The sequence below is a fragment of the Ensifer sp. ENS08 genome (genome assembly GCF_014852195.1).
In the GTDB taxonomy this organism is placed as follows: Bacteria; Pseudomonadota; Alphaproteobacteria; order Rhizobiales; family Rhizobiaceae; genus Ensifer; species Ensifer adhaerens.
In genome coordinates, this window is sequence record NZ_JACVBF010000029.1 from 1 (window position 1) to 20257 (window position 20257).

23 protein-coding genes are annotated in these 20257 nt (G+C 61.4%); 14 read left to right on the forward strand and 9 right to left on the reverse strand.

The genetic code is table 11. The features are described 5' to 3' along the window. A partial coding sequence (locus tag IB272_RS33345; RefSeq protein ID WP_192444694.1) for an integrase core domain-containing protein occupies window positions 1–98 on the forward strand: 98 nt, incomplete at its 5' end. On the opposite strand, the gene IB272_RS33350 is transcribed toward IB272_RS33345, so the two are convergent. Next, a complete protein-coding gene (locus IB272_RS33350) occupies window positions 89–781 on the reverse strand; it encodes a hypothetical protein (RefSeq protein ID WP_192445811.1) in 693 nt (230 codons plus the stop codon). The two genes, IB272_RS33345 and IB272_RS33350, sit on opposite strands and share 10 nt — an antisense overlap. A gap of 132 nt (window positions 782–913) precedes the next feature. On the opposite strand from IB272_RS33350, the gene IB272_RS33355 reads away from it, so the two are divergent. Together IB272_RS33355 and ligD are read left to right on the forward strand one after the other, a co-directional pair. Beyond that, complete coding sequence (locus IB272_RS33355) at window positions 914–1159, forward strand: hypothetical protein (protein ID WP_192445812.1); 246 nt, start codon at window positions 914–916, stop codon at window positions 1157–1159. Between the two features lie 40 nt (window positions 1160–1199). Further along, window positions 1200–2177, forward strand: a complete 978-nt coding sequence (gene ligD, locus IB272_RS33360; RefSeq protein WP_192445813.1) for a non-homologous end-joining DNA ligase — start codon at window positions 1200–1202, stop codon at window positions 2175–2177. Here the strand turns inward: ligD and IB272_RS33365 are convergent. From IB272_RS33365 to IB272_RS33375, 3 genes are all read right to left on the reverse strand, one after another. Next, entirely contained in the window at window positions 2174–2944 is a 771-nt protein-coding gene (locus IB272_RS33365; protein WP_192445814.1) for a hypothetical protein, read from the reverse strand. The genes ligD and IB272_RS33365 overlap by 4 nt on opposite strands. 199 nt (window positions 2945–3143) lie before the next feature. Continuing rightward, the gene (locus IB272_RS33370; RefSeq protein ID WP_192445815.1) at window positions 3144–3944 is read right to left on the reverse strand and encodes a hypothetical protein; all 801 of its coding nucleotides are present in this window, start codon (window positions 3942–3944) and stop codon (window positions 3144–3146) included. Next, window positions 3941–4327, reverse strand: coding sequence for a hypothetical protein (locus IB272_RS33375; RefSeq protein ID WP_192445816.1), 387 nt, complete (start codon window positions 4325–4327; stop codon window positions 3941–3943). Before IB272_RS33375 ends, IB272_RS33370 begins: the two co-directional genes overlap by 4 nt. 302 nt (window positions 4328–4629) lie before the next feature. On the opposite strand from IB272_RS33375, the gene IB272_RS33380 reads away from it, so the two are divergent. Beyond that, complete coding sequence (locus IB272_RS33380; protein ID WP_060584439.1) at window positions 4630–6291, forward strand: AMP-binding protein; 1662 nt, start codon at window positions 4630–4632, stop codon at window positions 6289–6291. Window positions 6292–6375: 84 nt separating this feature from the next. On the opposite strand, the gene IB272_RS33385 is transcribed toward IB272_RS33380, so the two are convergent. From IB272_RS33385 to secA, 4 genes are all read right to left on the reverse strand, one after another. Then, window positions 6376–7650: a GNAT family N-acetyltransferase gene (locus IB272_RS33385; protein WP_034797746.1), complete on the reverse strand. Its 1275-nt coding sequence runs from the start codon at window positions 7648–7650 to the stop codon at window positions 6376–6378. Then, window positions 7647–9038: a lipopolysaccharide biosynthesis protein gene (locus IB272_RS33390; RefSeq protein WP_060584441.1), complete on the reverse strand. Its 1392-nt coding sequence runs from the start codon at window positions 9036–9038 to the stop codon at window positions 7647–7649. The genes IB272_RS33385 and IB272_RS33390 overlap by 4 nt, the downstream gene beginning before the upstream one ends. Before the next feature lie 65 nt (window positions 9039–9103). Continuing rightward, window positions 9104–9400: a hypothetical protein gene (locus IB272_RS33395; RefSeq protein WP_192445817.1), complete on the reverse strand. Its 297-nt coding sequence runs from the start codon at window positions 9398–9400 to the stop codon at window positions 9104–9106. A gap of 88 nt (window positions 9401–9488) precedes the next feature. Further along, a complete protein-coding gene (gene secA / locus IB272_RS33400) occupies window positions 9489–12197 on the reverse strand; it encodes a preprotein translocase subunit SecA (protein ID WP_060584443.1) in 2709 nt (902 codons plus the stop codon). A gap of 243 nt (window positions 12198–12440) precedes the next feature. Here secA and IB272_RS33405 point away from each other — a divergent pair, with 243 nt between their 5' ends. The 6 genes from IB272_RS33405 to IB272_RS33430 all read left to right on the forward strand — a co-directional run bounded on the left by IB272_RS33405 (window position 12441) and on the right by IB272_RS33430 (window position 16790). Next, a complete protein-coding gene (locus IB272_RS33405) occupies window positions 12441–13307 on the forward strand; it encodes a peptidylprolyl isomerase (protein ID WP_034797733.1) in 867 nt (288 codons plus the stop codon). Window positions 13308–13518: 211 nt separating this feature from the next. Continuing rightward, window positions 13519–14760, forward strand: a complete 1242-nt coding sequence (gene argJ / locus IB272_RS33410; protein WP_060584445.1) for a bifunctional glutamate N-acetyltransferase/amino-acid acetyltransferase ArgJ — start codon at window positions 13519–13521, stop codon at window positions 14758–14760. 119 nt (window positions 14761–14879) lie between these two features. Further along, window positions 14880–15635, forward strand: coding sequence for a GNAT family N-acetyltransferase (locus IB272_RS33415; RefSeq protein ID WP_090299875.1), 756 nt, complete (start codon window positions 14880–14882; stop codon window positions 15633–15635). A 4-nt stretch (window positions 15636–15639) separates the two neighbouring features. After that, window positions 15640–16053, forward strand: coding sequence for an 8-oxo-dGTP diphosphatase MutT (mutT, locus tag IB272_RS33420; protein ID WP_060518377.1), 414 nt, complete (start codon window positions 15640–15642; stop codon window positions 16051–16053). A gap of 179 nt (window positions 16054–16232) precedes the next feature. Next, the gene (locus IB272_RS33425) at window positions 16233–16553 is read left to right on the forward strand and encodes a hypothetical protein (protein ID WP_034797725.1); all 321 of its coding nucleotides are present in this window, start codon (window positions 16233–16235) and stop codon (window positions 16551–16553) included. A gap of 69 nt (window positions 16554–16622) precedes the next feature. Then, a complete protein-coding gene (locus IB272_RS33430) occupies window positions 16623–16790 on the forward strand; it encodes a Flp family type IVb pilin (RefSeq protein ID WP_082566310.1) in 168 nt (55 codons plus the stop codon). Window positions 16791–16822: 32 nt separating this feature from the next. On the opposite strand, the gene IB272_RS33435 is transcribed toward IB272_RS33430, so the two are convergent. Continuing rightward, on the reverse strand, window positions 16823–17701 hold the full coding sequence (locus IB272_RS33435) for a methyltransferase domain-containing protein (protein ID WP_060584446.1): 879 nt from the start codon (window positions 17699–17701) through the stop codon (window positions 16823–16825). Between the two features lie 101 nt (window positions 17702–17802). Between IB272_RS33435 and IB272_RS33440 the strand changes: the two genes are divergently transcribed. The 4 genes from IB272_RS33440 to IB272_RS33455 all read left to right on the forward strand — a co-directional run bounded on the left by IB272_RS33440 (window position 17803) and on the right by IB272_RS33455 (window position 20187). Next, window positions 17803–18534 (forward strand): ComF family protein, encoded by a 732-nt coding sequence (locus IB272_RS33440; protein ID WP_234798704.1) that lies wholly within the window; start codon window positions 17803–17805, stop codon window positions 18532–18534. Between the two features lie 47 nt (window positions 18535–18581). Continuing rightward, on the forward strand, window positions 18582–18839 hold the full coding sequence (gene grxC / locus IB272_RS33445; protein WP_034797718.1) for a glutaredoxin 3: 258 nt from the start codon (window positions 18582–18584) through the stop codon (window positions 18837–18839). A 65-nt stretch (window positions 18840–18904) separates the two neighbouring features. Further along, window positions 18905–19762, forward strand: coding sequence for a carbon-nitrogen hydrolase family protein (locus tag IB272_RS33450; RefSeq protein ID WP_060584465.1), 858 nt, complete (start codon window positions 18905–18907; stop codon window positions 19760–19762). Then, complete coding sequence (locus IB272_RS33455) at window positions 19759–20187, forward strand: DUF1178 family protein (protein WP_034797716.1); 429 nt, start codon at window positions 19759–19761, stop codon at window positions 20185–20187. The genes IB272_RS33450 and IB272_RS33455 overlap by 4 nt, the downstream gene beginning before the upstream one ends. The last annotated feature ends 70 nt before the right edge of the window (window positions 20188–20257 follow it).

The following is a 20257-nucleotide window of genomic DNA, read 5'->3' on the forward strand; positions in this document are numbered from 1 at the left end:
TGCCGTTCTGGTTCGAGCATTACAACAATCTTCACCCGCACAGCGCTTTAGGATATCAATCCCCGCGCGAGTTCATCAGCTCGCAATCTCAAGCCTGAGCATGTCCGGTCTTTTGGGGGCAACTCCAGCCGATTTTCTTAACGAGGCGGTGGGTTTCTTGGGCCGCCAATGACAAGAACTCGGCGGGGTCTTTCCCGGTCCCTGCCAACTCTTTCATGGTTTCCCGAGTGAAAGTAAAACGCACTGGCTCTGGAAGGCCTGTGGTTTGGTTCCAAGCCTGTCCCTCAAAGTGCTCGATCCCTCCAGACCCAATGACCATCTTTTTGATGTATAGGTCTTGGCCTCCGTGGCTAATGCTCTGCCTTTTCTTCATCTCGACCTGAGGGTAGGCTTCATGGCGCTTTTGCGAGAGGCGATAGAGTGTCGGCCACCAACCGGAAGTGTCGATCTCGAAGGGCTGACAAGATAAAAGGACATCTCTCAGTTCGGGAGGGATGCCGTTGAGTTTTGTCTGTTTCAGCTTGTCGTCGAATTTCTGTTCTGTCTCAAAACAGGGGAAGTAGATGTGCGGTTTCTTCCCATCATTTGGCCCAAACTTGTCGTAGATCGCGTTCATCACCTTATCCAGCAGGAGGTGAACGTTTACGACGAGGTCTCCAATTTCCACTTCAAGGTCGGCTTTTTGTGAATCGTTACGGGCGTCCTGGATCATTTTTCCCAGCGCAGTGACGTCACGTTCAATTTTACTGAGGCCTCGTTCAAGCGACTGCGGTAGCGGCATGTTTCGTCTCTTCCTGCGATTATCGGTAGAGCACGTTACGCGACTAGAAATTGCCGGATCAAGCGAGATTCGCGTCGCTTCCCACTGTTTTAGGTATTTGTTCCTATTTCGTTCTGGTGATAGGCTGGCGCCATGGTGCGCCCGGTTGACACAGAGGCGAAGCGGTACATCCGCATGACGCTCGGAGATTTGCAGGAGTGGTTTGTCCTCTACGGCAACTGCTTCAAGTGCGATCACGTCGGCTATATCGATCGCTACAGGCTTGTGCATCGGTTCGGCGCGAAGCAGCGCATGAAGCCGCTAGAGGCGAAGCTGTTCTGCAAGCGCTGCGGCAACAGGCATTTCAACGGTTTCGCGGTAGCCCCAATGCAGCGGTGATGAGGCGCGACGTTTTCGCTGTTTCATGCGTTAATGCGTGATGGCTAAAACGTCGCCTAAGAAACCACCTCTTACGCCGCCGGCAGATCCTATGCCGAACCGCGTTGATCCGTGCCTTGCCACGCTCGTCGACGCGCCACCGAAAAGCCCGGGCTGGGGCTTCGAGGTAAAATGGGACGGCTATCGTGCCGCCCTCCATATCGAGCCGGGCCACGTCCGCATCCTGACACGCGGCGGCCACGACTGGACCAGCCGCTTTCCCGCCATTGCAGCTGATGCGCCTACCCTTTGCGCCACCACTGCGATCATCGACGGCGAGGCCGTCGTGCTCGACGAGAAGGGCCGATCCGACTTCGGCTTGCTGCAGCGCGCTCTTGGCCGCCGGCCGGGCGTGCATGGTCCTGGCGAAATCCTCCTCTTTGCTTTTGATCTTCTCTATCTCGACGGGCGCGACTTGCGCCGGCTGCCTTATGCCGAGCGGCGGCAGGTGCTTGAACAGCTTCTCACGGACCGCAACGGGGCGATCCGTCTCTCTGAGGAGGTGGATGCCGATGGCGCCGAGTTCTTCCGGGTTGCGTGCGATCTGGGCCTCGAAGGAATTATCGCCAAGCGCCGGGACATGCCCTATCGGGTCGGACGCCGGCCGGAATGGCTGAAGATCAAATGTGTGCGCCGCGACACGTTCGTGATCGTTGGCTATGAGCCGTCGACGATGCCCGGCCGCCTCGGCCGGCTGCTGCTTGCCGCGAGAGAGGGAAAAGGGCTTGCCTATGTGGGCGGCGTCGGAACCGGATGGACTGATGAATTATCTCGCGAGCTGCGGAAGGTGCTTGAAACGCTGGTGACCACCACTCCTGCGGTAAAGCTTTCGCGGAAGGGTGCCGTCTTCACCGAACCGGTGCTGGTCGCGGACGTCGAATATCGTGCGTGGACGGAAGACAAGCGACTTCGCCACCCATCGTTCAAGGGAGTTACGAAGCGGAGCCCTAAGACCAGGCTTTACGAGCTGGCGGACTAGGCCTCGCGGCGACCATCAAGGATCGCGCGGAGAAGCGACACGATGTAGCCGCTCTTCAGAATGTGGATGTGCTCGCGACCAGCGCGTGTCGTCATGCCGGCCAGGTAGGCCTTTGGTCGACCGTTGACCATTTGCACCGTGAAGGCCGAACCTCCACTCATGCCGTCAGGGTCTATCGAAAGCGGTTCAGCGGCCCTCAGCCTCATCAGCGCCGGGTCGGCAGGTTGACCGTCGAGATCGCAGATAACCTTGTACTTCTTAAATCCAAGCCGTTTTGTTTCTTCATCTACATCGTAGTCTTGCACTGATGAGGGGTAGCCCGTGACCTGCAAGAAGATGGTGTCGGTGTTCGGGGCATAGGGAGGGATGTCCCGGAAGGGAAAAAAGCGGCGCCGAAGATCAGGGTGTTCGCGACATGGCTCCGAAAAGTCGAAAATTGCCAAGTCGGAATAGTCGGAATCCGTCTTGGTAATGAAATGCCGCACGCCGGCCGAAGTCACGAGGTGGGTGCCGTCTTCTTCCAGCAGCGCCACGCGATCGTACTCGATGCCCTTCAATTGATGGCTGCAGCACGCCAGAAAATAGCGTCCTTCAAAGACGATCGGCGTGGCCGATCCACGAAGGGAGAGCAGGAACGTCGGATCGTCATTGTGAACGACCAGGTTGGTCACGTAGCGAGAAAAGACGTTGCTGATCGACCTTGCCGGCACCATCACGCCGTTCAGATCAATGGGCATCTGGAGAAAGGTATCGACCGTTGTGTTCACCTGTCAGACTCAGAATCGGTTGTAGGGGCCACTCATGTTCGCAGGGAGTCGCGACGGTCGTAAAGCCCCCTGGGAACGGTACCTCGGCGGCTGGACACTGTTGAGGAAAAACATAATGAAAAGGCTGGACGGTTGAGTGTCCAGCCTTCGTGTAAGTTATTGATTTTGTGCTCTTCAGGTGGCCCGCCTCGGGGCATCATTAATTGACTACGAACCCAACCCATTCATTCATTTCACTGAAGCACAGGTAACCTTCCGACGGGTGCCGTACCCAATGCTCTCTCCAGACATTATCGAGGTCAAAGACGACGTAGCCACCGATGCCGTTTTCGACAGCGATCCTTCTGAGGACTGCACTCATGGAAAAAATCAATACGACGCTATCGCTCGCTTTGACAGTGAAACCTTCTTGCTTCGCTCGAAGATCGTAGATGAATGGGCCGGGTAGCGCCTTATTCCTAGATGGATTAATTGACCAATTCCGTTGCGGATCAATAGACGGGTTGAGCCTTGGATTTATAGACGGATTTAATTTGTAGTTTATCCGCGAGTTGTATCTGGGATTTATCTGCGTGTTATATTTTGGGTTGATTTGAACATTATATTTAGGGTTTAGCTGCGTGTTGTATTTCGGGTTTAGTTTGATGTTGTGTTTCGGGTTTATTTGGAAGTTATGGTTTGGATTCACCGAGCGATCTCGCTGAGGATCGCGCGCGCGGGGCGACGGGTTCTGCAGTGGGCTTGCGGGGGTGAGCGCCACCAAATCAGCGGCTAGCAGGTATTCGCCGCTGTCATCGGTCCCAAACGAGAAGAAGATCTTCGTTCCGTCTTCTTGAAACGTATACAGCACGCCATCCGCAACGACGGAAACATGTCGATGACTCAGAAGCTCGTCCTTCGTTGAGCCCTCCACCAACCGAATGAAGTTGCCAACGGTCGGTATGGCCTCGGGTGTCGAAATAACGGTCTTGGAAAAATCCGGCGTGACGATGTATCTCATTTGAGAACCTTCTGAATTTCTCTCATCGCCGCTTGGAACTCGCCGGTTTCGCCGTCTTTTATCTTCTGGCGAGATTTCTCGATCTGTTCGGGGAGGAGCCGGCTTAGTGCATACGCACGGCAATACTCTGTGTCTCGGAAGTTCTGGATCTCCGTTTCAAACGCATGCAGCCACTTATGAAAAAGAAGGGTTGCACCGGCAGATACCACCAGCAGGTAGAACGATGTCGACCGATACGTCGAAGACCAGTCCACGTGGCCAGAGGCCGTGATGTCGCTCACGAAGGTGTTTGAGAAGATCCCGATTAGGATCGAGGCCGTAAGTGAGATCGCTGTCTTCAGAAACGGCGATGTGTAAACCTTGTGCTTCAACGCACTCAGCATGCCCTGTCCCTCGAACTTCCCCAATCCTTGATATCAGATGGCGTGTCGTAAGCAACGTACGAGGGAGGAATTGTCGTGAGACACGAGCGGCGAAAAAGATAACCAAATGACGATTTGCCAGCGTGTCCCGCAAAACGGCAAGCGATTGATTTTGGACTCTTACCTCGCTCCGGCATGGGGCACCACCACATACACTTTCTTCACATCCATAGTCCGACATGCCTGAACGCCGCCGCAGTCATTGAACTGTCGCTTGCGAAGGTGTTAGTTGCGCTGCAGCACAAAACTGTCATGGCAGCGTCATGTTACCGAGAATAGAGACCTACGACGAACTCTACCGCGCCTTCCGCTGGCAGATTCCGGAAAAGTTCAATATCGGCGTTGCCGTCAGCGACGCCTGGGCTGAGCGGGCGCCGGAGCGTGTCTGTCTCCAGCATTTCGATCCTGGCGGTACGCATCAATCGCTGACCTATCGTCAATTCGCCCGGCAATCCTCGGCCTTTGCCAAGGGGCTGACGCGGGAGGGTATCATGCCCGGCGAACGGGTGGCGATCCTGTTGCCGCAGGGGTTCGAGACGGCGATTGCCCATGCAGCGATCTATAAGCACGGTGCCATCGCGCTGCCGCTGGCACTGCTCTTCGGCGTCGAGGCGCTCGAATACCGGCTGCGCGACGCCGGCGTGGCGGCTGTCATCACCAACGGCTTTGGCTATGAACGCATCGCGGCGATCCGTGAGCGGCTGCCTGACTTGCGGCTGGTGGTGCTGGCGGATGATCAGCCGCGTCCGGGCACGATTGTCTTCTCTGACTTGGCGTCGGGTGATCCCTCTGGCTTTGTTGCGGCCGATACCGGCCCCGACGATCCGGCCTTGATGATCTATACGTCAGGCACGACAGGGCCGCCGAAGGGGGCACTGCACGGGCACCGGGTGCTGCTCGGCCATCTGCCGGGCTTCGAGTTTCACCATCACTTCCTGCCGCAGCCGGGTGACCGCATGTGGACGCCGGCCGACTGGGCCTGGGCGGGAGGGCTGCTCAACGCGCTGTTACCGTCGCTGCTGCACGGCGTACCCGTCGTATCGTCGCCGGCGCAGAAGTTCGACCCGCATACTGCCTTTCGCATCCTGGAAGAAATGGACGTGCGCAATGCGTTCATTCCGCCGACGGCGCTCAGGCTGATGAAGGCGGTCGAGAATCCGCGCGAGCGCTATCGGCTTAATCTCCGAACCATCGGCTCGGCTGGCGAGTCCCTCGGCCGCGAGACCTATGAATGGGCAAAGGCGGCGCTCGGTCTCGAGGTCAGCGAGTTCTACGGCCAGACCGAGTGCAACATCGTCATTTCGTCAGCCGCCGATCTCGGCGTCGTCAAGCCGGGGTCGATGGGCAAGGCCGCACCCGGCCACCGGGTGGCGATCATCGACGGCGAAGGCCGCGAACTGCCGGCCGGCAGCGTCGGGCAGGTGGCGGTGAAGCGGCCGGACCCGGTGATGTTCCTCGGCTACTGGGGCAACGCGGCGGCGACGGAGAAGAAGTTCATCGGCGACTGGATGACGACAGGCGATCAGGGCGTGATGGACGAGGAGGGCTATTTCACCTTCTTCGGGCGTGACGACGACGTCATCACCTCGTCGGGCTATCGCATCGGCCCGGGCGAGATCGAGGATTGCCTCGCCGGCCATCCGGACGTGCAATTGGCCGCCGCTGTCGGCAAGCCCGATCCGGTGCGCACCGAGATCGTCAAGGCCTATGTCGTGCTACGGCCGGGCGTCGTTGGCGACGCGCGCGTGGCAACCTCCATCCGCGAGTGGGTGAAGACCCGGCTCTCGATGCACGAGTATCCGCGCGAGATCGCCTTCGTCGACAGCCTGCCGCTGACGACCTCGGGCAAGGTGATCAGGCGGTTCCTGCGCGAGCAGGCGGCGGCGGAAGCGCGTGGGGCGATCGAGGTTTCCGAAGCGTCGTAGTCCCTCGGCCGCCGCGCGATTGATTTGAATTGGCTGGAGCGGGATGCGGGCGGAAAACGGCGCACGCTTTTTCCTCATCCCGCTCTAGCGTCCGGCAAGCGCCTTGATCTTGTCGCGCAGGATCCGCGCCATGTTGCGGGTGTTGCGATAGAGGTGGAGCTGGGCTGCCACCTGGCGCACTTCGCGGTCTCGGGTCTGCTGCAGGCCGATCACCATCGTGCCCATGTCTTCGCGCTCCTGCCAGAAACGGCTCATGATCGGGTGGTCCGGCACCGCGCAGGAATCGGAGCGGGCGATGTTGGCGTCGTCGAGATGCCATTCCGTCAGTTCGGCGAGAAGCAGTTTGCCCGGCGAAAACCTGGCATAGCGCTCGTCATAGGCCGTCTTCCAGGTATAGGCCTCGCCCGACATCAGGAAGACGACCATCGAGGCGATCGCCTTGCCGTCGAGATCGAGCGTGTGGATGCGCACGCTGTCGCCGTCGGCCAGATTGGTGATCGCCTCGCGGGCAAAGGCGGCCCGGAAGCGGTCGAGCACCATGGCGCTGCGCGCCTTGCCCTTCCAGCCGGATGCTTCCAGCGCCAGGAATTCCTCCATGCGCAGGCGGACGTCGGCGGGCTGACGGGCGACCGAATAGACGAGCTCGCCCTCTTTTTCGAGATTGTTCCACTGCCGCCGCAGCTCGCGGAAATGCGCCGGGCTGATTGCCTTGCGCAGATAGGTCGGGCCGTCGAGCAGGCTTTCGAGCATCGGCCGGCTGAAGGTGTCCGTCACCGTCAGAGGCAGGTTGCGGCCGATGGCGACGGCGCGGGTGAGGCGGGCGACCTTGCCGTTGAGCCGCATGTCGGGCAGCACCAGGATCGAGGGCAGCCCGGTTGCCGGCGCGGCAAAGGCTTCGAACAAGTTGTCGATGGTCTCGGCCGCATCCTCGGCGTCGAGCAGTGGCACGCCCAGTGGTCCGAACGGGTTCGACCAGGCGCGAATGATCGGCGCGCCGATCGAGAAGCCGGGCTTTTCGATCGAGAACGGCATCAGGAAACGCAGCCGGCTGCGGCGCTCGTCGTTGTCGCGCATGATCGCGAGCCGGATGACTCGCTCTTCCAGGCGTGGCATGGCCGGCGCCAGGAAGCGTCCGGTGAAGAAGACGTTCGGCTCCAGCGCCCGGTTCGACAGAAAGTCGAGTTCGCGCTGCAACTCGTAGCCGGCCCTTGCCGGATAGATGGCAAGATGCCGTCCGGGACGTCCGACCTCGATCAGATGCTCTGCGGTCGGTCCGCTTTCGCCGTCCTGCGCCAGACCGCCGAGAACCCGTGCGGCCCGGCTGTTTGCATCGCTCGGAAGATTGGTATTGCCGATCATGGATGGACAGCCCCGTTGTTTTCATTGCCGGCCCGCGCTCTTGCGAAGGCAAAGAGCGCAAAGCCGAAGGTACGCCGGACGGCGAGGTGCAGCAGCATCGCCTCTACGAACATAGCACCAGCGGTTGCAAAAGCAGCACCGTTCAGTCCGAAAAGAGGGATGAGGCTGAGGTTGAGTGCGATGTTGACCACCAGCGCGCCGGCGTAGAGGATCACGCACAGCGTCTGCTGGCCGGCCATCGTCAGCAGCGTTTCGGCCGGGCCGACGAAAGCCTTGGCGAGGATGCCCGCGAAAAGCACCATCATCAGCGGCAGCCCGGTGACGAAGGCCGGGCCGAAGAGCGAAAGCAGGAACGGCCCTGCCAGTAGCACCAGCGCGCCGACCAGAAGCGATGGCCAGAAGGCCCAGCGGGCGCTTTCGATCGCGATGCCAGGGATGTGGCCGGGATCGCGGGCCATCGCGTTGGAGACGCGCGGGCCCGCGGCTGCCTTGACCGCGAACATGACGAAATGCACAAGCGCCATGGTCTTGGCGGCAGCGAAATAGATCGCGACGTCGTCCGGCTCCAGGTAGAGGCCGACGATCACCACATCGGAATTGGTCAGCAGGAAGCCGAAGCCATCGACCAGGAAGACGGGGATCGAGACCTTGAGCCAACGGCGAAGCTCGATGCGTCGCGGTCCCGGAACATAGCGCGAGCGAAGACGGTAGGTGAGCGCGAGAAACTGCGAGACACTGGTGACATAGGCCGCGGCCATGGCTGCCATCATGGCGGTTTGCGCGGTGTGGGGCGCGCCGGTGGTGACGGCGAGCACCATGAAAACGAGCACGAGCAGCGGCCGGATGATGAAGGTGGGGCTCATCGCGGCAATCGGCCAGCCATGGGCACGCGCCGTTCCGTCCATGACGTCGCCCAGCGAGATCATCGGCAGGGTGAAGAGGCCGAGATAGAGGGGCACAAGGTAATAGGCCTCGATGTGCCCGGAAAAGAACCAGAGGCCGGCAAGGCCGAGGACGGCGACCGTGGTGGCGGAGGAAAGTGCGAAGACACGTACCGTCGTCGTCACGCCGCGGATTTCGTCCATGGCGGCCGACGCCTGGTATTCCGGCAGGAAGCGGATGACGACCGAGTGGAAGCCGACGCAGGAGAGGCTGCCGAACAGGATGACCAGCACCCAGACGAAGACGAAGATGCCATATTCGAACTCGCCCATCAGCCGCGCGAGGATGATCTGAGACAGAAAGGCGATGGCGGCGCTGACGATGCGAACCGAAAAGGCGACGAGCGCCATGCGGCGCGCGGCGTTCTTGGCGTCCGAACTGGTCAGGATGGGGAGAAGCCCGGCGATTATTGCGGACAGGCGGTGTCTCAGTGCCGACGGCAGCATTCGTCCGGCCGTTTGACATACCGCCATGAACACGAGAACACCCTGAGATTACGCAATACAGGGTTTCAGTACTGCCAGAACAGCGTTAACAAAGGGTGCAGCGCGGTTGAAGGAATGGGGGCAACCATGCCGATTGAGGACAGCGAGCGGCAGCGGATTATGCAGGCGAAATCGATTGGCCGCGCATGGTCGGCGATCTCCCGGAGGTCGGCATCGAGCGGCTGGACGACCTGAAAGCTTCCGACGCGCAAGACCTCGCACTTCGTATCAACGCCACGCTCGGTCGCCGCCATATCAACAGCACCGGCATTCGCGCGCTCGAAAACCTGATTGCCCACGCCAGGGCGTGCGATCGCTAGCAAACAGGCTCCAGGAAACGAAAATGCCGCCCGGAGGCGGCATTTCTGAAGGGCAGGGGGGCGCAGACAGTACCTGCATTCCGCGGCTGGCTTATGCCTCGTAGATGCCGTGGCAGTGCTTGTACTTCTTGCCCGAACCGCAGGGGCAGAGCTCGTTACGCGAGACCTTGCCCCAGGACAATGGGTTGGTTGCGTCTCGCTGCACTGGTGGGGCGGCCAGCAGCGTGCCGTCGCCGAAATCGTCCTCGCCGGTGAGCGGATCGATATGGTGGCCATGCATGACAGGCGGAGCCGGCTGCGGCGCTTCGGCTGCTTCGCGCACCAGCTCGACGCGCATGAGCTGTGCGGTCACGGCCTGGCGCAGGTTGCCGAGCAGGGCCTGGAACAGCTCGAAGGCTTCGGATTTGTATTCCTGCAGCGGATCGCGCTGGGCGTAGCCGCGGAAGCCGATGACCGAACGCAGGTGATCGAGGTTGACGATGTGCTCGCGCCACAGATGGTCGAGCGTCTGCAGCACGACCGAGCGTTCGACATACTGCATGATCTCCGGACCGAAGCGTTCGGCACGGTCGGCGGCTTCCTTTTCGGCAGCGGTCATGACGCGCTCGAGAATATCGGCTTCGTCGATGCCTTCCTCGGCAGCCCATTCGGTGATCGGCAGGTCGAGATTGAGGTATTGCTGCACGTCGGCCCTGAGGCCCGCGACGTCCCACTGCTCGGCATAGGCCTTCTCGGGAATGCGCTTGCTGACCATGTCTTCGACGACTTCGGTGCGCATGTCGGTCACGGTTTCGGTGACACTTTCGGCATCCATCAGCTCGATGCGCTGCTCGAAGATCACCTTGCGCTGATCGTTGAGAACGTCGTCGTACTTCAGAAGGTTCTTGCGGATGTCGAAGTTGCGGGCTTCAACCTTCTTCTGGGCGCGTTCGAGAGCCTTGTTGATCCACGGATGGATGATCGACTCACCTTCCTTGAGGCCCAGCTTCTGCAGCATACCGTCCATGCGGTCGGAGCCGAAGATGCGCATCAGGTCGTCCTGGAGCGACAGGTAGAACTTCGATCGACCCGGGTCGCCCTGACGGCCGGAACGGCCGCGAAGCTGGTTGTCGATGCGGCGGCTTTCGTGGCGCTCGGTAGCGAGAACGTAAAGCCCGCCCGCGGCCAGCGCTTTTTCCTTCAGCTGCTGCACTTCGGCGCGGATCGCCTGTTCGCGCTGTTCGCGCTCGGGGCCGGGCTCAACTTCCGAGAGCTCCTGCTGGATGCGCATGTCGACGTTGCCGCCGAGCTGGATATCGGTGCCGCGACCGGCCATGTTGGTGGCGATCGTGACGGCGCCGGGCACGCCGGCCTGGGCGACGATGAAGGCTTCCTGCTCGTGGTAGCGGGCGTTGAGAACCTGGAAGTTGGCAAAGCCGGACTTCTTCAGAAGGTCGGCCAACTGCTCGGACTTTTCGATCGACGTCGTGCCGACCAGCATCGGCTGGCCGCGCTCGTGTGCCGACTTGATCTCGTCGATGATGGCGTTCAGCTTTTCGCCCTGCGTACGGTAGACCTCGTCATCCTCGTCGATACGCTTGATCGGCAGATTGGTCGGAACTTCAACGACTTCCAGGCCGTAGATGTTGCCGAATTCTTCCGCTTCGGTGGAGGCCGTACCGGTCATGCCGCCGAGCTTGGAGTACATGCGGAAGTAGTTCTGGAAGGTGATCGATGCGAGCGTCTGGTTCTCTGGCTGGATCTGCACCTTTTCCTTGGCTTCGAGCGCCTGGTGCTGGCCTTCCGAATAACGGCGGCCCGGCATCATGCGGCCGGTGAATTCGTCGATGATGACGATCTCGCCGTTGCGAACGATGTAGTCCTTGTCGCGCTGGAACAGCTTGTGGGCCTTGAGCGCATTGTTGACGTGGTGGACGATTGCGACGTTTTCGATGTCGTAGAGCGATTCACCCTTGAGCAGGCCCGCCTCGCGCAGCAGGTTTTCGAGCTTCTCGGTGCCTTCTTCGGAGAAGTTGGCCGAGCGCTGCTTCTCGTCGATCTCGTAGTCCTCAGCCGAAAGCAGCGGAATGAATTCGTTGATTGTGTTGTAGAGATCCGAGCGGTCGTCGAGCGGGCCGGAGATGATCAGCGGCGTGCGCGCTTCGTCGACGAGGATCGAGTCCACTTCGTCGACGATGGCGAAGAAGTGGCCGCGCTGGACCATCTGTCCGCGCTCGTACTTCATGTTGTCGCGCAGATAGTCGAAGCCGAGCTCGTTGTTGGTGGCATAAGTGATGTCGCAGGCATAGGCGGCTTTGCGCTGCTCGTCGGTCAGGCCGTGGACGATGACGCCCGTGGTCATGCCGAGGAAGCTATAGATGCGGTCCATGGTGCCGGCGTCGCGCTGGGCGAGGTAGTCGTTGACGGTAACGACGTGCACGCCCTTGCTCGCGAGCGCGTTGAGGTAGACTGGAAGCGTCGCGACGAGGGTCTTGCCTTCACCGGTCTTCATTTCGGCGATGGCGCGTTCGTGCAGGATCATGCCGCCGATGAGCTGGACGTCGAACGGGCGCAAGCCGAGCACGCGGCGGGCCGCCTCGCGGGCGACCGCAAAGGCCGGAACCAGAAGGTCGTCGAGCGTCTTGCCTTCTTCCAGCTGCTTGCGGAATTCCACCGTCTTGCCGGCGAGCGCCTCATCCGACAAAGCCTTCATGTCGGCTTCAAGTGCGTTGATGGCGTCCACCCGTGCCTTGTAGCCACGCACGCGGCGATCGTTGGAGGAGCCAAACAACTTGCGGGCTAGGCCGCCGAGACTGACCATACGAATGGTCCTTTCATTTTTGTTGCCTTGGGTCTCATGGCCGCGCCGCGAAAACCGCGCAATGCCGTGAAACGCCCGGAAACTGTTCTGGACGCGAGGTTGCGTGACAGATAAGAGGGGGGTCGAATTATGTCAACGCAATTGCACTGCCGGACGGCTACAGAACCGCCACATTCTGGTGTTGTGCAGCCGCTACAAGCTGCAGGCAATTGCGCCGAAGGCCAATGTGAAAGGTTAGTGAGCATGACCAAGTTGAAAACCCTGGCCGCCGTGGCACTGGTTGCGGCGATGGCCGTACATGGTGGCGCGCGGGCGGAAGACGCCGATCCGGTGGTCGCCAAGGTTGGCGGCGAGGACGTGCGTCAGTCCGAACTCAATCTTGCTCTGGGTGGTCTCGACCCGCAGCTGCAGCAGATGCCGGAAGAGCAGAAGCGCGCCGCGGCACTGTCGGCGATCATCGACGTTAAGCTTCTTTCCGCCACGGCCGAGAAGGAAGGCCTGCAGGACGACGCCACTTTCAAGCAGCGCGTCGCGTACCTCACCGAGCGCGAACTTCACAACGCCTACTTCAAGAAGCATGTCGTCGACGCCATCACCAAGGAAGAGGTGAAGGCACGCTACGACAAGGAAGTCGCGGCCATTCCGGTTCAGGACGAAGTGAAGGCCCGCCATATCCTGGTCAAGACGGAAGACGAAGCCAAGGAAATCATCAAGGAACTCGACGCTGGCAAGAGCTTCGTCGAGCTTGCCAAGGCGAAGTCCACCGATCCGAACAAGAACGACGGCGGCGACCTCGGCTACTTCACCAAGGGCCGCATGGTGCCGGAATTCGAAACGGCTGCCTTCGCTCTCGAGAAGGGCGCCTACACCAAGACCCCGGTCAAGACGCAGTTCGGCTTCCACGTAATCCTGGTCGAAGACAAGCGCCCGCAGGCTCCGCCGCCGCTCGAGCAGGTCGAGCAGCAGGTTCGTCAGCTTGTCATGCGTGATAAGTATGTCGAGCTGCTTGCCGCAGCCAAGAAGGATGCAGGCGTCGAAATTTCCGACCCGGCGCTGAAGCAGGCCTATGACGAGGCCAACAAGGCGCAGGAAGCGCAACAAGCCAAGTAATTCGATCGGCGGGCCCTGCCACTGGCAGGGCCTGTCGTCACCGCTTTTTGTCGATGCCCGGCGGTGAAAACCGTTCGGGCATTTGTCGCAAGATGGATCTGGAGCCGTTTCGGTTGTAGACCGCTCCGGATCCTTGTTCTTAGGCATTTCCTGAAGGCCGCCAGGCTCTTTTGGAAATGCTTTGGCTCCAACACGTCACAGCAGGTTTCCCATGTCCGGCTCCGTTTCTCCGCTCGCTCCGAAAACCTTTGCCGAAATGCCCTCCGTGCGCGGCGTCCGCATGGCGACCGCAGCCGCGGGCATCAAGTACAAGAACCGCACCGACGTGCTGATGATGGTGTTCGACCGGCCGGCCGTCGTGGCCGGTGTCTTCACCCGTTCCAAGTGCCCTTCGGCCCCTGTCGATTTCTGCCGCAAGAACCTTGCCGGCGGTGTCGCGCGCGCTGTCGTCGTCAACTCCGGCAACGCCAATGCCTTCACCGGCAAGAAGGGCCGCGAAGCGACAGAACTGACGGCAAAGTCGGCGGCAAAGGCTGTCGGCTGCGCGGAGAGTGAAGTCTTCCTGGCGTCGACCGGCGTCATCGGCGAGCCTTTGGACGCGACCAAGTTTGCCGGCGTGCTCGACGATCTGGCTATTGCCGGCAAGGAGGACTTCTGGTTCGAAGCCGCCAAGGCGATCATGACGACGGATACCTATCCGAAGGTAGCGACACGCAGCGCCGAAATCGACGACGTCAAGGTGACGATCAACGGCATCTCCAAGGGCGCCGGCATGATCGCGCCCGACATGGCGACGATGCTCTCCTTCGTGGTCACGGATGCCGACATTGCGCCTTCGGCGCTGCAGGCCCTGCTGTCGGCCGGCGTCGGCCCGACCTTCAACTCGGTCACGGTCGACAGCGACACTTCGACGTCCGATACGCTGATGCTGTTCGCTACGGGCGCGGCATCGGCCGACGGCCAGCCGGCAATCTCCGATGCGGCCGACCCGCGTCTTAATGCCTTCCGCGCCGCACTGAACGACCTTTTGCGCGATCTCGCGCTCCAGGTGGTGCGCGACGGCGAAGGCGCTCGCAAGATGGTCGAGGTGACTGTCGAAGGCGCCGAGAATGATGCGGCCGCCAAGCGCATCGCGCTTTCGATCGCCAATTCGCCGCTCGTCAAGACGGCGGTCGCCGGTGAAGACGCCAACTGGGGCCGCGTGGTCATGGCCGTCGGCAAGTCCGGAGAAATGGCCGAGCGCGACCGGCTGGCGATCTGGTTCGGCGACGTGCGCGTCGCCGTCGAGGGGGAGCGCGATCCCACCTATTCTGAAGCTGCGGCCACGGCCGTGATGAAGGAAGAGGACATCACGATCCGCGTCGAAATCGGCCTCGGTTCCGGTCGGGCCACTGTCTATACCTGCGACCTGACGAAGGAATATGTCGAGATCAACGGCGATTACCGGAGCTGAGGCGCCGGTTATGTGATGGTGAGCGGCCTAGCGCGCCAGGCCGTAGAGGTAGCAAGATGACATCGAATGATATTCGGCCCGTGGCGGGCAAGGCACAGGCCGAAGCTGGGGAAGTGGCAATGGTGGATCTTCCAAACGTGCGCCGTCTCGAGGCCGTGGGTTTCCGCGCCTGGCCGGCAGCGTCCGTGCAATATGATGGCAGCTGGCTGATCCGGCTCAATGCAGGCCATGATTCCAAGCGGCTGAATTCCGTCAATCCGCTTGATCCGTCCGACTATCGCGACATCCCGGTCCGTCTCGAAAAGGCTGCCCGGCGCTTTGCCGACTACGGCCGGCCGCTGACTGTGCGCCAGACGCCGCTGACGCCGCCGCAGCTTGTCGCCCATATGGATGCCGAGGGCTGGAATGCGTTCAGCCGCAGCCTGGTCATGAGCGTCGACCTGGTCGAGCGCGAGTTCGGTGACGGCATCGATCATCTGCCGATCAAGGATGTCGGCCGGTTCGTCGATGCGTGCATCGGGATTGCGAAGAGCGATCCGAAGCGCAAGGCGGCGCTGGCCGAAATCATCAACGCGATCAAGCCGGAGAGTGGCCTCTTCCTGTTCGAGGATGCCGAGATGGGGCCGACGGCCGTGGCGCTCGTCGTCCAGGACAACGATCTTGCCGGCATCATGCAGTTTGCCGTGGACGAGCGGGTCCGTGGCCGGGGCGTCGGCAAGGCGATGCTCGACGTCTGCCTGCGCTGGGCGCGTCTGCGCGGAGCCAAGAAGGCCTGGCTGCAGGTGGAAGCGGATAACAGCGCGGCTATGGCGCTTTATCGCGGCGCCGGTTTCTCCGAGGTTTACAGCTACATCTATCGAACGCCGGGAGCTTGAGGCCATGGATGCCAACGGAAAGAAGATCGTGCTTGTCGCGGCCTGCGCGCTTGTCGATTCCGATGGTCGCATCCTGCTCGCGCAGCGGCCGGAAGGAAAATCGCTTGCCGGCCTATGGGAGTTTCCGGGCGGCAAGGTTGAAGCCGGCGAGACGCCGGAGGAAACCCTGATCCGCGAGCTTGAGGAAGAACTCGGCATCCGCACCAAGGTCGCATGCCTGGCGCCGCTCACCTTCGCCAGCCACACCTATGACGACTTCCATCTGCTGATGCCGCTCTATGTCTGCCGCCGCTATGAAGGGGTTGCGATCGGGCGGGAAGGCCAGGCGATCAAGTGGGTCCGGCCAAAGGCCCTGCGCGATTTTCCGATGCCGCCGGCAGACGAACCGCTTATCCCGTTTCTTATGGATTTGCTCTGAACCTACCCGAAATCTGATTGATTATTAATCGATCGTTTATCTCCCTGGCGCAAAGATAGCTCCAATTCAGTTTTGGTACGTATCGTTGGCAACGGCGTATCGATTTCAGGCAGTGCGGTGGAACCAAGCTTGGGAAGGGCGCTTGCGTTCGCCGTATTTTGCGCGTTTGTGAGGCTGGGATGGTGGACGACGATTTCTGGAACACGGTTCAGGAAAAGGATCTGATGAATAATCAGTCCCGCCGGACAGGTGTGCTCAATCTGTCGCTGTTGTTCGGAACGGCGGTGATCGCGCTGACGCTGATCCTGACGCCCATGCTGTCATCCAAGACCGACAAGCGCATCATGGCGAACACGCCCGTCGATTACGACAACATTTCCACCGGCTCCATCCCTTCGAAGGGGACCACCAAGCGCTACACGGTTCGGCGCAGCGTCCTTCAGGAAATGCCCGGAGCGGTTTGCATTATCGATGCCGACGGCCGCAAGAGCGGCTGCTGAGGCGAACGCCATCGGCCCGTTTGGCGCTGGCGTCCGATTCGGATTGAACACAAATCTGGCTGGGGACGCATGGAAACGCTTAGACGCTTGTTTGGTGGCACGGACGGCGGCATCGCCATCGAGTATGCGCTGATCGCCGCCCTCGTCTCCCTCAGCTTAATCTTCGGGGCCAACCAGATCGGCAACGCCCTGACCTACGTCTACGACTCGCTCGCCGCAGCGTTCCCGAGCGCATAAGCACTAAAACCGGATCTGGGGTGGATGCCGCCCTAGAGCGGCTGCTCCTTCGTGCCAAGCGCTACCGAAAGCCGTTGCTTTGCTGAACCCGGCTTCAGCGGCTTCTGCTGGCTTTCGTGCGGCGCCCAGCCGGACAGATAGATGATGGAGAAGGTAGCGCGAACGCGGCCGTCCGGATCGGAGAAGCGCTCCGCGTAAATTTCCGCAGCCCTGAGGAAGAACCGCCTGGAAACGGGCGTGCGGCTGCGCGCCGAAAGCGGGCTGGTCATACCCATGGCGCGCAGGTCGCGGATCAGCGCGAACAGCGAATCGTAGCGCACCGTGTAGGTTTCAGTGTCGGTGACCGGCAGTGCGAACCCGGCGCGTTGGAGCAGAGCGCCGACGTCACGGACATCGGCGAAGGGAATGACGCGCGGGCTGGCGCCGCCGGTCAGCTCGGCCTCTGCAGCCAGAAGCGCTTCGCGCAGCTCCTGCAGCGTGCCGCTGCCCGGGATGGCGGCGAGGAACAACCCATCGGGCTTTAGCGCCCGCCGCACCTGGATGAAGGCGCCCGGTGTATCGTTGGTCAGATGCAGGGACAGCGGCGAGACGATCAGGTTGACGCTTTCCGGTTCGGCCGGAACTTCCTCGAGCGAGGCGATCGTCACCGGCGCCTCGGTCGAGCTGAAGCGGGCGTCGGTCTCGACGCGCTCGATGGCGTCGATCTTGCCGGTCGCCATCAGTTGGCGGGCCGTTTCTCCGGTATAGCCGTGAAGTTCGAGTGCGCGATCAAAATGACGCTCGACCACGCCGACACGCTCGGCGAGCTCTTCGGCAACGATGTCGAGAAGAAAACCGGCCTTCGGATCGGCGTTTCTGAGCGCCCTTGCCCGGTGCGCCTCGACGAGGCTCTGGTCAAAGATTTTTTCCACGATAGTCTCTCCGCGATGGGCAGCAAAGAGACCTTCGGAGGCACAAAGTCAACCGCATGGCATGGGAGAGGTTGCGTATTCCGCAGGCGTGGCGCGCGGGCATGCTGAGACGGTTCGGACTGGGGCTTGTCGATCTCGTCTTTCCACCTGTCTGTTGCGGTTGCGGCCGGCTGGTCGGCGATCATCGCGCGGTCTGCGCCTCCTGCTGGGCGACGCTGCCGCTGATCGAACGGCCCTATTGCGATATTCTCGGCATGCCGTTTTCGGTCGATCACGGCGCCGGAGCGGTGTCACCGGAGGCGATCGCCAATCCGCCTGCATTCGATCGGTTAAGGTCGGTGGCGATCCATGAAGGCGTTGCCCGCGATCTGGTCCACGGGCTGAAATATCGCGACCGCACGGATCTCGCGCCGATGATGGCGACATGGATGATCCGGGCGAGCGACGGTGCCGTCGCTTCCGCCGACGCGATCATCCCCGTGCCGCTGCACGCCTTCCGGCTGTGGAAGCGGCGGTTCAACCAGTCGGCGGAGTTGGCGCGAGCCATTGCGCAGCTCTCCGGTCGTCCGTATCAGCCCGACATCTTGAGGCGCATCCGGCGCACGAGCCCGCAGGTACGCCTGGGGTTGCGCGCCCGCGAGGAGAACGTCCGCGGCGCCTTCGCCGTCTCGGAAAGCGGCAGGGCGGGTCTCAGTGGGAAAAGCGTGGTTCTCGTCGACGATGTATATACGACCGGCGCAACCGTTGCCGCAGCGACCCGTGCGCTGAAGCGGGCGGGAGCCGGGTCGGTCACGGTTTTGACCTTTGCAAGAGCCGTATCCGGTCTTATATGACAATCAGATGTCCGGCACGGTCGCCGGCAAAGGAGCGGTTCAGGATCATGGCTTCGGTGGTCATTTATACGCGTCAGTTCTGCGGCTATTGCTCGGCCGCAAAGAAACTCCTCGAAACCAAGGGCGTTTCCTTCCTCGAGCACGATGCCACCTATGATCCGAACGTTCGGCAGGTGATGATCGACAAGTCGCACGGTGGGACGACGTTCCCGCAGATCTTCATCAACGACATTCATGTCGGTGGCTGCGACGACCTGCACGCGCTGGAACGCGCCGGCAAACTCGACGCGATGCTGGCTGCCTGAGGCACCGTACCTTGCATGAGGCGACGACCCGTTTATCAGCGGTGAGCGCTTAGGAGTTGGACGTGATGACTTTCAAGGCCGCAGCCATTCAGATGTGTTCCGGCGTCGATCCGCGCAAGAATGCGGAGACGATGGTGCGGCTCGCGCGCGAAGCGGCAGCCCACGGCGCGACCTATATCCAGACTCCGGAAATGACCGGGGCGCTGCAGCGGGACCGGGCGGCGCTACGCGCGATCCTGAAGGACGAGGCCAACGATCTTATTGCCGCGGCGGCAGCTCAGCTTGCCGGCGAACTTGGCGTCTACCTCCATGTCGGCTCGACGCCGATCGCGCTTGCTGGCGGCAAGATCGCCAATCGCGGCCTGCTGTTTGGCACGAATGGCCAAAAGATCTGTGACTATGACAAGATCCATATGTTCGACGTCGATCTCGACAACGGCGAGAGCTGGCGGGAAAGTGCCGCCTATCAGCCAGGCAGCATTGCGCGCCTGGCCGAACTCGACTTCGGCAAACTTGGCTTTTCCATTTGCTACGACGTGCGCTTCCCGGAGCTTTTCCGGCAACAGGCCGTTGCCGGCGCCGAGATCATGTCGGTGCCCGCCGCCTTCACGCGGCAGACGGGCGAGGCGCACTGGGAAATCCTGCTTCGCGCCCGCGCGATCGAGAACGGCCTCTTCGTCATTGCCGCCGCGCAAGGGGGCACGCATGCGGATGGGCGTGAGACGTTCGGCCATTCTATGATCGTCGATCCCTGGGGGCGCGTGCTCGCTTCGGCTGGCCCTACGGGCGAGGCGGTTGTGCTTGCCGACATCGATGTCGCCGCCGTGCACGCGGCGCGCGCCAAGATACCGAACTTGAAGAATGCCCGTAGCTTCGTGCTCGATGAAGTGGCGCCGACCGGGAAGGGAGGCGTTGCCGCTTGATCCGCTACACCCTTTCCTGCGACAACGGCCACGATTTCGAGGGCTGGTTCTCGTCGAGTGACGATTTCGACCGCCAGGTCGAGCGCAAACTGGTTTCCTGTCCGAGCTGCAACTCGACCTCCGTTGCCAAGCAACTGATGGCGCCCTCGGTCGCGACCGCGCGCAAGAAGGAGGCGACGCGGGCGGTGATCATGGACCAGGCGCAGAAGGAAACGGTCGCCAAGATCCGCGAGCTGGTGAAGTCCGTACGCGAGAACGCCGAGGATGTCGGTGAGCGCTTTCCCGAGGAAGCCCGCAAGATCCACTACGGCGAGGCGGAAGAGCGCGGGCTGATCGGCAAGGCGACGGCGGAAGAGGCCGTGGCGTTGCTCGAAGAAGGGATCGCGGTCGCGCCGCTGCCGATCTTGCCCGACGAGGTCAACTGACGCGGGGCACTTTCGCATCTGCGCGTCTAAACTTTGGTTCCCGCCCTTTAAATACAATGCCTTGGCTCCC

Excerpts from the sequence above, each read along its gene's own strand:
- IB272_RS33350 (WP_192445811.1), bottom strand. The coding sequence starts at position 781 with ATGCCGCTACCGCAGTCGCTTGAACGAGGCCTCAGTAAAATTGAACGT.
- argJ (WP_060584445.1), top strand. The coding sequence starts at position 13,519 with ATGTCCGGCTCCGTTTCTCCGCTCGCTCCGAAAACCTTTGCCGAAATG.
- secA (WP_060584443.1), bottom strand. The coding sequence starts at position 12,197 with ATGGTCAGTCTCGGCGGCCTAGCCCGCAAGTTGTTTGGCTCCTCCAAC.
- IB272_RS33390 (WP_060584441.1), bottom strand. The coding sequence starts at position 9,038 with ATGCTGCCGTCGGCACTGAGACACCGCCTGTCCGCAATAATCGCCGGG.
- IB272_RS33380 (WP_060584439.1), top strand. The coding sequence starts at position 4,630 with ATGTTACCGAGAATAGAGACCTACGACGAACTCTACCGCGCCTTCCGC.
- IB272_RS33425 (WP_034797725.1), top strand. The coding sequence starts at position 16,233 with ATGGTGGACGACGATTTCTGGAACACGGTTCAGGAAAAGGATCTGATG.
- IB272_RS33450 (WP_060584465.1), top strand. The coding sequence starts at position 18,905 with ATGACTTTCAAGGCCGCAGCCATTCAGATGTGTTCCGGCGTCGATCCG.
- mutT (WP_060518377.1), top strand. The coding sequence starts at position 15,640 with ATGGATGCCAACGGAAAGAAGATCGTGCTTGTCGCGGCCTGCGCGCTT.
- IB272_RS33375 (WP_192445816.1), bottom strand. The coding sequence starts at position 4,327 with ATGCTGAGTGCGTTGAAGCACAAGGTTTACACATCGCCGTTTCTGAAG.
- ligD (WP_192445813.1), top strand. The coding sequence starts at position 1,200 with ATGGCTAAAACGTCGCCTAAGAAACCACCTCTTACGCCGCCGGCAGAT.
- IB272_RS33355 (WP_192445812.1), top strand. The coding sequence starts at position 914 with ATGGTGCGCCCGGTTGACACAGAGGCGAAGCGGTACATCCGCATGACG.
- grxC (WP_034797718.1), top strand. The coding sequence starts at position 18,582 with ATGGCTTCGGTGGTCATTTATACGCGTCAGTTCTGCGGCTATTGCTCG.
- IB272_RS33430 (WP_082566310.1), top strand. The coding sequence starts at position 16,623 with ATGGAAACGCTTAGACGCTTGTTTGGTGGCACGGACGGCGGCATCGCC.
- IB272_RS33370 (WP_192445815.1), bottom strand. The coding sequence starts at position 3,944 with ATGAGATACATCGTCACGCCGGATTTTTCCAAGACCGTTATTTCGACA.
- IB272_RS33385 (WP_034797746.1), bottom strand. The coding sequence starts at position 7,650 with ATGATCGGCAATACCAATCTTCCGAGCGATGCAAACAGCCGGGCCGCA.
- IB272_RS33405 (WP_034797733.1), top strand. The coding sequence starts at position 12,441 with ATGACCAAGTTGAAAACCCTGGCCGCCGTGGCACTGGTTGCGGCGATG.
- IB272_RS33415 (WP_090299875.1), top strand. The coding sequence starts at position 14,880 with ATGGTGGATCTTCCAAACGTGCGCCGTCTCGAGGCCGTGGGTTTCCGC.
- IB272_RS33440 (WP_234798704.1), top strand. The coding sequence starts at position 17,803 with ATGCTGAGACGGTTCGGACTGGGGCTTGTCGATCTCGTCTTTCCACCT.